Annotated in this window: 10 protein-coding genes and 1 tRNA gene; 5 read left to right on the top strand and 6 right to left on the bottom strand. The window is 62.3% G+C overall.

Features of this window, described 5'->3' with window-relative positions; genetic code table 11:
• The first annotated feature begins 1 nt into the window (after position 1).
• Together B4F27_RS07870 and B4F27_RS07865 are read left to right on the top strand one after the other, a co-directional pair.
• On the top strand, positions 2 to 784 hold the full coding sequence (locus B4F27_RS07870) for a GH25 family lysozyme (protein WP_286759351.1): 783 nt from the start codon (positions 2 to 4) through the stop codon (positions 782 to 784).
• A gap of 90 nt (positions 785 to 874) precedes the next feature.
• Positions 875 to 1,642, top strand: a complete 768-nt coding sequence (locus B4F27_RS07865; RefSeq protein ID WP_286759350.1) for an HNH endonuclease — start codon at positions 875 to 877, stop codon at positions 1,640 to 1,642.
• Between the two features lie 9 nt (positions 1,643 to 1,651).
• Here the strand turns inward: B4F27_RS07865 and B4F27_RS07860 are convergent, their stop codons facing one another.
• The 4 genes from B4F27_RS07860 to B4F27_RS07845 form a co-directional block, all read right to left on the bottom strand.
• Positions 1,652 to 4,144 carry a GcvT family protein gene (locus B4F27_RS07860; RefSeq protein WP_286759349.1) on the bottom strand — a complete coding sequence of 831 codons (2,493 nt, stop codon included), beginning with the start codon at positions 4,142 to 4,144 and terminating at the stop codon, positions 1,652 to 1,654.
• 205 nt (positions 4,145 to 4,349) lie between these two features.
• Positions 4,350 to 5,762, bottom strand: a complete 1,413-nt coding sequence (locus B4F27_RS07855; protein ID WP_286759348.1) for an FAD-binding oxidoreductase — start codon at positions 5,760 to 5,762, stop codon at positions 4,350 to 4,352.
• A gap of 30 nt (positions 5,763 to 5,792) precedes the next feature.
• A complete protein-coding gene (gene ggt / locus B4F27_RS07850; RefSeq protein ID WP_286759347.1) occupies positions 5,793 to 7,601 on the bottom strand; it encodes a gamma-glutamyltransferase in 1,809 nt (602 codons plus the stop codon).
• An 81-nt stretch (positions 7,602 to 7,682) separates the two neighbouring features.
• Positions 7,683 to 8,669 (bottom strand): 2-hydroxyacid dehydrogenase, encoded by a 987-nt coding sequence (locus B4F27_RS07845; protein ID WP_037954222.1) that lies wholly within the window; start codon positions 8,667 to 8,669, stop codon positions 7,683 to 7,685.
• 126 nt (positions 8,670 to 8,795) lie between these two features.
• On the opposite strand from B4F27_RS07845, the gene B4F27_RS07840 reads away from it, so the two are divergent.
• The 3 genes from B4F27_RS07840 to B4F27_RS07830 all read left to right on the top strand — a co-directional run bounded on the left by B4F27_RS07840 (position 8,796) and on the right by B4F27_RS07830 (position 10,731).
• Positions 8,796 to 9,302: an SH3 domain-containing protein gene (locus B4F27_RS07840; RefSeq protein ID WP_286759346.1), complete on the top strand. Its 507-nt coding sequence runs from the start codon at positions 8,796 to 8,798 to the stop codon at positions 9,300 to 9,302.
• Between the two features lie 70 nt (positions 9,303 to 9,372).
• Positions 9,373 to 10,362, top strand: a complete 990-nt coding sequence (locus B4F27_RS07835) for an NADPH:quinone reductase (RefSeq protein ID WP_286759345.1) — start codon at positions 9,373 to 9,375, stop codon at positions 10,360 to 10,362.
• 294 nt (positions 10,363 to 10,656) lie between these two features.
• Positions 10,657 to 10,731, top strand: a tRNA-Gln gene (locus tag B4F27_RS07830).
• 348 nt (positions 10,732 to 11,079) lie between these two features.
• On the opposite strand, the gene B4F27_RS07825 is transcribed toward B4F27_RS07830, so the two are convergent.
• Both B4F27_RS07825 and B4F27_RS07820 read right to left on the bottom strand, forming a co-directional pair.
• A complete protein-coding gene (locus B4F27_RS07825) occupies positions 11,080 to 11,328 on the bottom strand; it encodes a DUF6552 family protein (RefSeq protein WP_009826291.1) in 249 nt (82 codons plus the stop codon).
• Positions 11,318 to 12,022, bottom strand: a complete 705-nt coding sequence (locus B4F27_RS07820; RefSeq protein WP_037943629.1) for an SDR family oxidoreductase — start codon at positions 12,020 to 12,022, stop codon at positions 11,318 to 11,320. The genes B4F27_RS07825 and B4F27_RS07820 overlap by 11 nt, the downstream gene beginning before the upstream one ends.
• Positions 12,023 to 12,101: the final 79 nt, after the last annotated feature.

Raw genomic sequence — 12,101 nt, 5'->3', positions numbered from 1 at the left:
TATGCCCCGACTTCGCGTTCTTGCCCTCCTCTCTGCCCTTGCCCTTTCGGCCTGTGGTGCGCCGCAACTTTCTGTCCCTGTGGGGGATGTGACGGCGGCCAATTTCGGCGACCGCAAGCCGTTCGACTGGCCCGGCCAAAGCCCCGACCGCTATGCGGTGCACGGCATCGATGTGGCGCGCTTCCAGCAACCGCTGAACTGGGGCGAGGCCCGCATCTCGGGCGTGAACTTCGCCTTCATCAAAGCCACCGAAGGCGGCGATCTGCTGGACCCGATGTTCCAGAACCACTGGGAGGGTGCCGGCCGCGCCGGTGTCGCCCGCGGGGCCTATCACTTCTACTATTTCTGCACGACACCCGAGAAACAGGCCCGCTGGTTCATCGAAAACGTGCCCAAAGCGCCGGGCATGCTGCCCCCCGTGCTGGATCTGGAGTGGAACCCCTATTCCCCCACCTGCACCCTGCGCCCGCCCGCCGATACCGTCCGCCGCAATGCGCAGACCTTCCTAAGCATCCTGCGCGCACATTACGGGCAGCAGCCCGTCGTCTACACCACGCCGGAGTTCTATGCCCAGAATGACATGGGGCGTCTGCGCGGTGTTGAATTCTGGCTCCGCTCCACCGCCGCCCACCCGTCCGAGAAATACCCCGACGAGCGCTGGACCTTCTGGCAATACACCAGCACCGGCCGCGTGCCGGGTGCCGCAGGAGACATCGACATCAACGTCTATGCCGGCAGCCCCAGCAGCTGGGACAACTGGCTTTCGCGGCGGCAGGTGCGGTAGATCGCCGCTACAATCTAGCAAGGCAAGACCTTTGATATTGCAGTTATAAATTGAACCTGGCAGGGTTTTCCGAGCGAAAACGGCAGGTATATGACGACACGTCGAAATTGGACCGAAGACGAGGTCACTGAGGCTTTGTCACTGTATCTGCGGCTTCCTTTTGGCAAGTTCCATTCCGGCACACCGCAGATCATCCGCATGGCAGAACGGATCGGACGCACGCCATCGGCCGTGGCAATGAAACTGTCCAATCTTGCCGCGCTGGATGACACACTGCCGCAAAGGGGGCTCGGCAACCTTTCTGAGATGGACCGGCAAGTCTGGGCGCGGTTCCGGCAAGATCCCTCTATCGTATTTAATGCCTATGAAGCGCAGATCTTGCCGTCACCCCAGCAGACACCCGGTTTTTCCGAGCAGCGGCAGGCAAACTGGATCGCTAAGCAAGCCGAAGTCACCGAACGTACTGTTGTGCAGCGACGCGGACAAAGCTTCTTCCGCGAGATGATCCTGAACAACTATCGCTCTCGCTGTGCACTAACGGGTATCGACGATACGCGCCTGCTGACCGCAAGTCATATCGTCGGGTGGCAAGAGGACGATGCTCAACGGTTCTACCCCGAAAATGGCATTTGCCTGAACGCCCTTCATGATCGCGCCTTTGACCGACATCTGATCAGTTTTGACGATGATTACCGCATGATCATGGCCGATGATTTACCCGCCGAATCTAAACGCAAACTAGCTACCGGGACCTCCGAAAGGTTACAGTTACCAGAACGGTTCCTGCCCGACCCTGCGTATCTGGAGCATCACCGGCAGCGCATGGCCGAGCGGCAGAGCATGCCACCGCTCGACTAGGTTCAAGCGTCACCCATCCACACGGATGGTCGCGTTTTTCGGGTCGTAGGGGCTGTCCTCTACCACTTCGGCGTCCCATAGCTGGTCGAACATCTTGACCTTCAGCTTCGTGCCGACCGCCGCGATTTCGGGTTTGACGTAGCCCATGCCGATGGATTTCCCGAAGGCCACCGAATACCCGCCCGAGGTCAGGCGGCCAACGCGGGTGTCGCCGTGATACAGCACTTCGCGGCCCCAAGGGTCGGCGTCGTCGGGCCCGTCGATCAACAAGGTTACACATTTGCTGCGGATACCGTCGGCCTGCATTGCGTCCTTGCCGTGGAAGTCCTTGGACAGGTCGACAAAGCGCGGCAGATCGGCCTCTAGCGGGGTGGCATCGCGGCCCAGTTCATTGCCGAAAGCGCGGTAGGATTTCTCTTGCCGCAGCCAGTTCTGTGCACGCGCGCCCACCAGTTTCATCCCGTGTTTCTCACCCGCCTTCTCCAGCAGATCGAACAGGTGGTTCTGCATCTCGATCGGGTGGTGCAGTTCCCAGCCGAGCTCTCCGGTATAGGCGACGCGGATGGCGCGGACGGGGACCATCCCCAGCTCGATATTGCGCATGGTCAGCCAGGGGAACCGCTTGTTGCTCAGCACCGTCTCGGGGTCCGCATCCTTGATGACCTCTTTCAGGACATCGCGCGATTTGGGGCCCGCGATGGCAAACACACCCCATTGCGTGGTCACGTCATGGCATTCGATATAGCCGAATTCGGGCGCTTTATCGGCGATGGCCTTGCGCAAGAAATCACTGTCATAGGCCGTCCAGGCCCCGGCGGACACAAGGTAGTATTCATCCTGAGCGAGCCGCACGATGGTATATTCGGTGCGCGTGGTGCCGTTGATCGTCAGCGCATAGGTCAGGTTGATGCGCCCGACGGAGGGCAACTTGTTGCAGGTGAACCAATCCAGAAAGGCAGTGGCCCCCGGCCCCTTGACCAGATGTTTGGTAAAGGCGGTCGCATCGATCAGGCCCACGCCCTCGCGGATCGCCTTGGCCTCATCGACCGCATGCTGCCACCAGCCGCCGCGCCGGAAGGACCGGCTGTCGTGATCATTGAACCCCAGCGGCGCAAAGTAGTTCGGGCGTTCCCACCCGTTCACATGGCCGAACTGTGCGCCACGGGCGGCCTGACGGTCATAGGCAGGCGAGGTGCGCAAGGGCCGACACGCGGGGCGCTCCTCATCCGGGTGGTGCAGGATATAGACGTGCTCATAGGCCTCTTCGTTCTTGCGCGCGGCATATTCGGTGGTCATCCAGTCGCCATAGCGTTTGGGGTCCAGCGACGCCATGTCGATCTCGGCCTCGCCCTCGACCATCATCTGCGCAAGGTAGTAGCCCGTGCCCCCCGCAGCCGTGATCCCGAAAGAGAACCCTTCGGCCAGCCACATATTGCGCAACCCGGGTGCCGGACCAACCAGCGGGTTGCCGTCAGGCGTATAGCAGATCGGCCCGTTGAAATCGTCCTTGAGGCCGGAGTCTGCACAAGACGGTACGCGGTCAGCCATCGCCATATACTGATCCGCGATCCGGTCCAGATCCAGCGGAAACAGATCGGCCCGGAAGCTGTCCGGCACCCCATATTCGAACCGCGCAGGCGCGCCGCGCTCATAGATGCCCAAAATCCAGCCGCCCCGCTCTTCGCGGGCGTAGGATTCATTGTCGGCGTCCCGCACGACCGGATGCTCCGGATTGCCGTCGGCGCGCCATTTGACCAGTTCGGGGTCCTGATCCATCACGATAAACGTATGTTCAACCGGAATGGCAGGCATCTTGATGCCCAGCATCTTGGCGGTGCGCTGCGCGTGGTTGCCGCTGGCGGTGACGACATGCTCTGCGGTGATCACGACCTGCTCGTCCGAGGGGACTAGGTTCCCGCCCTTCTCGACCATCTTGGTGATGGTAACCTCCCATGCCGCGCCATTCCAGTGAAAGGCATCCGCCTGCCACTTGCGCTCGATCGCCACGCCCCGCTGCCGCGCGCCCTTGGCCATCGCCATGGTGACATCGGCGGGGTTAATATAGCCGTCGGTCTGGTGATACAGCGCGCCTTTCAGATCGTCGGTCTTGATGAGCGGCCATTTTGCCTTGACCTGATCCGGCGTCATGAAAGTATAAGGCACGCCGCAGGTCTCGGCGGTCGAGGCATAGAGCATGTATTCGTCCATGCGTTCGTCCGTCTGCGCCATGCGCAGGTTCCCCACCACGGCAAAGCCCGCGTTCAGGCCGGTCTCTTCCTCAAGCGTCTTGTAGAACTTGATCGAATAGTCGTGGATGTGGGTCGTCGCATAGGACATGTTGAAATAGGGCAGCAACCCTGCCGCGTGCCATGTAGACCCCGAGGTCAGCTCGTCCCGCTCAAGCAACATCACATCATCCCATCCGGCGCGGGCCAGATGATAGGCAATCGACGTGCCAACGGCGCCGCCGCCCACAACCAGTGCTTTGACTTGAGTTTTCATGAATCCAATGCTCCGCCAGAATAGGTCTTAGCGACATTTAGCAGTCCCCGCGCAAAACGCAGAACCCAGCCGACCAAAGACAGCACAAATGCGACCAACGTCGAAAAACTCGCGCGCAGGGCGCTTCCAAATGGTTAAAATCCCCGCCGGAGGCATCGCATCCCTGCCCGTGGCAGGGATCGATATACCGCGCGCGCCGCCCCGACTACGCCAGGGATTCGGGAAGAATCTTGCCCGGGTTCATAATGTTATCGGGGTCCAGCGCCTGTTTGATCGCGCCCATGACGCCCACGGCCGCTCCCAGTTCCTTGACCAGATAGGGGCGTTTGCCCTGTCCGATGCCATGCTCTCCGGTGCATGTCCCCTCCATCGAGATCGCGAGCTCGTTGAGCCAGCTGATGAAGTCTTCGGCGCGGGCGACTTCATCCGCGTCGTCCATATCCAGCAGCAGCGAGGCGTGGAAATTGCCATCGCCTGCGTGGCCGACGATGGGCGCGATCAGACCCAGCTCCGCCGCTTTGGCGTTCGCGCGGCCGACCGCTTCGGCCAGCCTTGAGATCGGCACACAAACGTCGGTCGCCACCGCCTTGCAGCCGGGGCGCAGGGCCAGCATCGCCCAATAGGCATCATGCCGCGCTTGCCACAGCTTGTTACGTTCCTCCATCGTGGTGGTCGCCTGATAGTCGGTGCCGCCGTTTTCATCGGCGAGTGCGGCGAATGTCTCGGTCTGTTCGACCACACCGGCGTCAGAACCATGGAATTCCAGCAGCAACATCGGCGTTTCGGGCAGCGACAGTTTGGCATAGCCATTCACCGCGCGCACAACCATCGCGTCCAGCAGCTCTATCCGTGCGACGGGCAGCCCGTATTGGATCACGCTTTGCACCGTTTCACAGGCCGCCTCGACCGAGGGGAAGGAACAGCGGGCAGAGCTGATCGCCTCGGGGATGCCTTGCAGTTTAAGCGTGATCTCGGTGATCACGCCCAATGTCCCTTCAGAGCCCACCATCAGACGCGTCAGATCGTATCCGGCGGATGATTTGCGCGCCCGTGCGCCGGTGCGGATCACCGTGCCATCGGCCATCACCGCCTCGACCGCCAGCACGTTGTCCTTCATCGTGCCATAGCGCACCGCATTGGTGCCCGAGGCCCGCGTCGCCGTCATCCCGCCAAGCGAGGCATTGGCCCCGGGATCAATGGGGAAAAACAGGCCCTGATCCCGCAAATGAGTGTTCAATGCCTCGCGGGTGACGCCGGGTTGCACGCGGCAATCCAGATCGCCGGCGTTGACCTCGACCACCGCGTCCATCTGCGTGACGTCAATTGACACGCCCCCCGCGGGCGCATTCACATGCCCTTCAAGCGAGGTGCCGGTGCCGAAGGCGATGACCGGCACCTTATGCGCGGCACAGACCTTGACCACAGCGGCGACATCATCGGTCGAGCGGGCAAAAACCACGGCATCGGGGGCCTGATTTCTGATCCAGGTCGTCGTATGCCCGTGCTGTTCGCGGATCGCGCCCCCCGTCTGGAAGCGTTCGCCGAATTGCTGCTTGAGGATACCCAAAGCGGTGTCGATCCCGGTCTCGTTGCGGGGCATGTCGGTGGCCTGTGCCATATGGTCTTTCCTTTGGTTCAGAATGGGCGATCACTCGCCAAGGGCGATGCCTTCGCGGCGCGGGTCAGCCCCGCCGCGCAGGTCATCGCCAATCGAAATCATATGCAACCCCGAGGTCAGCGCGCGGGTGTTCACCTCATAGCCAAGCCCCATCAGCGCATCGGCCATCGCGGCGGCGTCGGTGCCTTCCTCAAGGTCGTAGGGACCGAACCGGTTGATCGCATGGGGCAGTGCTGCGGCCTGTTGCACATCCATTCCCCAATCCAGATGCGCGATGATCGCGCCCGCGACATAGCCGATGATGCGGCTGCCACCGGGGCTGCCCACGGCCAGAACCGGCGCGCCATCCTTCATCACAATCGTCGGTGCCATCGACGAGCGCGGGCGTTTTCCCGGCTCGACCCGATTGGCAATCGGCACACCATCGGTATGCGACCGGAAAGAGAAATCCGTCAGCTCGTTGTTCAACAAAAACCCGCGCACCATCAGTCGGCTCCCAAAGCCGTTTTCGATGGTGGTGGTCATGCTCGCGACATTGCCCATGCTGTCCACGATCGAAACATGCGAGGTCGACGGCAGCTCGATAGAGATATCATCGGCAAAGTTTAGGGCATGGTCGAAAGCGGGCGCGCCCGCGGTGACTTCCGGCAGCGCATCGTCGCCCTGCAACAGCTTGGCGCGTTCCGCCAGATAGGATGGGTCGAGCATACCGGTCACCGGCACGGGCACATAATCGGTATCGGCCACATAGCGCCCCCGATCCGCAAAGGCGAGCCGCGAGGCATCGCCGATCAGCCGCAGCACATCCGCGTCCGCCGGTCCGGCGCTCAGGTCCGCATTTTCCAGCAGCCCCAGTATTTGCCCTACGGCCAGCGCACCAGAGGACGGCGGCCCCATGCCGCAGACCTCATGCCCGTGATAGGGCGCGCAAAGGGCGTCGCGTTCCTTGACCCGATAGATCGACAGATCGACCTGTGACAGCACACCGGGGTTGTTGGCCCCTTGGACAGCCCCCACGATGTCGCGGGCGATGTCTCCGGTATAAAAGGCATCGGCCCCGCGTTCAGCCATCGCCGCGACCGTGCGGGCATAATCGGGATTCTTGAGCGTATCGCCTGCCTGAACCGGCGTGCCGTTCGGCATGAAATAGGATGCTGTCGTTTCCGACGTTGCCAGCCGTTCGGCGTCATCAGCCACCAGCCCCGCAAGACGTGGGGACACGGCAAAACCCTTCTCGGCCAGTGCGACAGAGGGGGCCAGCAACTCGGCCCAGGGCTGGTTGCCCCATTTCTCATGCGCTGCAGCCATCAACGCAGGGGTGCCCGGCGTACCGACCGACCGCCCGCCAACGACGGCGTCAAAGAACCCTAGCGGCACACCTTGGTCGTCCTGAAACAATTGCGGCGTGACCGCCAGCGGCGCGGTTTCGCGCCCGTCCAGCGTGGTCAGCTTGCCCGATGCGGCGTCATACCAGACCAGAAACGCCCCGCCGCCCAGACCAGAGCTTTGCGGCTCCACCAGCCCCAGCATCGCTTGGACGGCGACCAGCGCATCGGCAGCGGTGCCCCCCCGTGCCAGCACATCCGCCCCCGCCTGAACCGCATGAGGGTTGGCGGCGGCGACCATCCAGTTCTGGGCGATGACGGGTTTGCCCGAATCCTTAGCCTCGAAGGCGGCGGTGATCCGCGGCGACATGCCGGTAAAGCTGCCTTGGCTGGCACCTTCGGGCGCGACGCTATCGGCGGCCTGTTGCGCGAAAGCGGCCCCGCTTACAAAACCGCCTATGGCGATGGCTGTGCAGGTCCGCCCGATGTGTTTCACGATGTGATGTGCAAGCATGGTCCCCTCCCCGTTCCGGTGCTCGGGGTCAACCTACTTGTTTTTAGCGCCAGCGCAAATTGAACCGCACCGGCGCTGCGCCTAAAGCATCGAGGGCACGACCTGATCCGGCGGACGGTGCCCGTCTTCAAAGGTCTTGATGTTGATGATGACCTTCTCGCCCATCTCTACCCGCCCTTCGAGCGTCGCAGACCCCATATGCGGCAAGAGCACGACATTGGTCAGCTCGCGCAAGCGCGGGTTGATGTCGGTGCCATGTTCGTAAACGTCCAGCCCTGCGCCTTGCAGCTCGCCCGCGCGCAGCATCCGCGTCAGGGCGTTTTCGTCGATCACCTCCCCCCGGGAGGTGTTTACGATCACCGCGTCGGGCTTCATCAGCTTCAGGCGGCGGGCGTTCATCAGATGGAAGGTGCTGGGGGTGTGCGGGCAGTTGATGCTCATCACGTCCATGCGGGCCACCATCTGGTCAAGGCTTTCCCAATAGGTCGCGCCAAGGCTCTCTTCGATCTCGGGGCGCAGACGGCGGCGGTTGTGGTAGTGGACCTGCATGCCAAAGGCAGCCGCGCGCCGTGCGACGGCCTGACCAATGCGGCCCATCCCCAGAATACCCAAACGGCGGCCGCTGACGCGCCCGCCAAGCAGCGCAGTCGGGGCCCAGCCCTGCCAATCGCCTTTTTGCATCTGTGCCATGCCTTCGGACATGCGCCGTGTGACCGCGAGAATCAGCGCCATGGTCATATCGGCGGTGTCTTCCGTCAGCACGCCGGGGGTATTGGACACGAGAATCCCGCGCTGCCGCGCTGTCATCACGTCAATATGATCGACCCCCGCCCCGTAGTTCGCGATCAGTTTCAGCCGGTCCCCCGCCTGCCCGATCAGTGCCGCGTCGATTTCATCGGTCACGGTGGGCACCAGAATATCCGCAGTTTTCATCGCCTCGCCCAGTTCAGAGCGGGTCATCGGCGTGTCATCCGCGCGCAACGTCACATGAAACAGTTCCGTCAATCGCTTTTCGACGACTTCCGGCAACCGTCGCGTGACTACAACACTTAGCGGTTGCTTTGACATTGTGGGCCTCCCAAATATGGCTTTGCACTGTGCTTGGTGGCATGGTGTCCCAAGCAGAGACGAGGCACAAGAACCTCGCAGGGCAAAACTGCATTAAATCAACGGCAACAGACCAGACAGGCAGTCATGAAACCGATGTTACGTTCCGTCCTTTTGGGCGCCCTTGCAGCCGTTCACATGTGCACCACCCCGGTTTTCGCGCAAGAGGTCGGCCAGGTGACCAACCTGCCGGTGCCCCGTTTCGTGTCCATGAAAGCGAGCGAGGGGAACGTGCGGCGCGGGCCATCGCTGACGCACCGGATCGATTGGGTGTTCAAACATCGCGACCTGCCCCTACGCATCACGGCAGAGCATGGCCATTGGCGCCGCGTCGAAGACCGCGACGGTATGGGCGGCTGGGTGCATTATTCGCTTTTGTCAGGCACGCGCACCGTTCTGGTCGAACAGGACCGTCTGCAGCTGCTTGTCCGCCCCGACCCCAAAGCCCCCGTCGAAGCAGAGCTTGAACTGGGCGTGATCGCGCGGCTCGGAGCCTGCGACCTTGAATGGTGTTTCCTGAGGGTCGGCGGCTATAAAGGCTGGGCCCCCAAAGCGCGGCTCTGGGGCGTGGGCCCGAAAGAGCTACGCGACTGACCGCGCAATTGCACATGCCACGGTCTTGGGCTTAGGTGGCACAACACCGTCCCCATGATCAGGAGCTCTCATGCGCGCAGTCACCTATTCCACCCTTGGCGAAGCACGCGACGTGCTGACCCTGACCGAGATGCCAACCCCTGCCCCCGCTGCGGGCGAGGTGCTGGTGCGGCTGGCCGTGTCGGGCGTCAACCCCTCCGATGTGAAATCCCGACGCGGGCGCCCCGGCATGACCCATCCCCCCTTCGAGACAGTGATCCCACATAGCGATGGTGCCGGCGTGATCGAGGCCGTGGGCGACGGTGTGGACCACGCCCGCGTGGGACAGCGCGTCTGGATCTGGAACGGGCAATGGCAGCGCCCCTTCGGCACTGCCGCGACCCATATCGCCCTACCGCAAGCGCAGGCCGTCCCGCTGCCCGATGACGTGAGCTTTGACACTGCTGCCAGCCTTGGCATCCCCGGGCTGACCGCGGCCCACGCTGTGTTCAACGGCGGTGATGTTGCGGGGCAAACGCTGCTGATCCAGGGGGGCGCGGGCACCGTCGGCTATCTCGCCGTGCAATTCGCCGCCTGGGCAGGGGCGCGCGTTATCGCCACCACCGGAGCCAACGGGGCCGAGCGCGCAAAATCCGCAGGCGCACAGGTCGTGCTGGACTATAGCGCCTCCGATCTGGCGCAACAGGTGCTGGACGCCAACGGCGGTGCCCCCGTCGACCAGATCATCGAGGTCGAATTCGGGGCCAATATCGCGCTGGATGCAGAGCTGATCAAACCCAACGGGCGCATCGCAGCCTATGGCTCTGCCAAGGTGATGGAGCCGACGCTCCCCTTCCTGCCCCTGCTCTTCAAGGCGGTGACCATCGACATCATCCTCGTCTACCTGCTGACCGAGGCCGAACGTGCCCTCGCGATCAAGAAAACCCACCAAGCCTTGGCCGAAGGTGCGCTGCACTGCCCGGTCGAGCAGACATTCGCGCTGTCAGACACGGTCAAAGCCCATGAAGCCGTCGAAGCCGGTGCCCGCGCCGGTGCGATCTTGATCAACTGCGAAGGCTGACAGCACTCGCTCGCGACACATACTGCACCCTTGAAGCGAGGGGGACGGCGGCGGTGCGCCCCCACGTCCCCCCTTTCGCGCGATCACGTGTTCGCTCGGACGCAGGATATCAGCAGCAAGACCTACAGCGGCAATAGGCCCCCTGCGGCCGAGCGACACCGCCGATCCTCCCCAATAGAACACAGCCTGCTCTGCCCCAAACACGGCTCAAGAATAAATTCCGAGATTCTCCCCACTTTTTCTCCAGAAAGGTATTGCACCCCCCCGCACTCCGGACTAATTACGCCCACACGTTGGGATGTAGCCAAGTGGTAAGGCAACTGTTTTTGGTACAGTGTACCGTAGGTTCGAATCCTACCATCCCAGCCACTTCACTTTAGATGAATAGCGTAAGCACCTGGCCCATCCGGTGGCGGTCCTATTGCCCCCCGTTTCCGCCCCTGCTTGATCGATACCCAAGCAGGCTAGTCTTGGTTCTCGACTGGAGACAGAGGTGATGAGAGCTACCGGGGATAGGCATTGGTGGCGATAAGGCATCCGAGAGAGATCAGGGGCACCCGCCCCCTCGAGGTCCCTGCCGTGCCCAGCCACCCAAGGTGGCCGAGCGGCAGCATAAAGAACCCTTGGGGTGGGTTCTGAAGTCTGTGTAGCTAGCATGGCCCAAACGGCTTCACATACTCAGGTGGTGATGCGACCGCAGGGGCGATGCCAAACGCGCTATTGGCTGGCCATGCCAACCATCATCGACCCCAGTGCGACAAGGTGGATCAGCATGATCGCCCTGTCATTCCACAGGGTGCCCACGATGAACCAACCGATGACGCCGACGATGAACAGATAGAGGTTCCATGGCGTCCAGCCGAATCCCGTTGCGGCGTATCCGAGGATCTGCACGATCGACGCGGCCCATTTGATCCAGAACGCAAGTCGGGTGCTGCTGCGCAAGGCAATCAGATCAGACGGCACGGGTCAGCCCTCCGTCGATGCGCCAGTTCTGACCGGTGACATAGCCGCCTTGGTCGGACGCCAACCACCCGATGAGGGAGGAGACCTCTGCCTCGGTGCCATACCGGCCCATGGGGATGCGCGCGCGGCGGTCGTCTGTTTCGGGCAGGCTGTCGATGAACCCCGGCAAGACATTGTTCATGCGGATGTTTTTGTCTGCGTATTGATCGGCGTAAAGCTTGGCGAACCCTGCAAGCCCCGCGCGGAAAATCCCTGATGTGGGGAACAGCGGGTCGGGCTCGAACGCCGCGAAGGTAGAGATGTTGATGATCGCGCCGCCGCCCTGTGCTGCCATGATCGGGGTCACCAGTCGCGTGGGTCGGATCACGTTCATCAGGTACACGTCCATGCCCTGATGCCAATCGTCATCCGTCATCTCCAAGATGTCGCCCTTGGGTCCGTGACCGGCCGAGTTCACCAGCACATCCACGCGCCCCCACCGCTCCATAGCGCCATCGACCAATTGCGCCAGATCATCAACCGACTGGTTGGTGCCGGTGACACCGAAGCCGCCAAGCTCTTTGGCCAGCGCTTCGCCTTTGCCAGAGGACGACAGGATCGCGACCTTGAACCCATCGGCGGCAAGCTTTTTGGCAGCCCCTGCCCCCATGCCGCTGCCGCCCGCTGTGATTAACGCTACTTTTTCTACACTCATGACGTTTGCCTCCTATATGTGTTAGACAGCGCTAGCGCGTCTGCTTCACCGCAGGTAAGCGCTTTGCAACGCTTCGACC

This window comes from Sulfitobacter sp. UBA1132 (assembly GCF_002311545.1).
In the GTDB taxonomy this organism is placed as follows: Bacteria; Pseudomonadota; Alphaproteobacteria; order Rhodobacterales; family Rhodobacteraceae; genus Sulfitobacter; species Sulfitobacter pontiacus.
The sequence above is the reverse complement of the archived record's forward strand: the minus strand, read 5'-3'. Positions and strand labels throughout refer to the sequence as shown.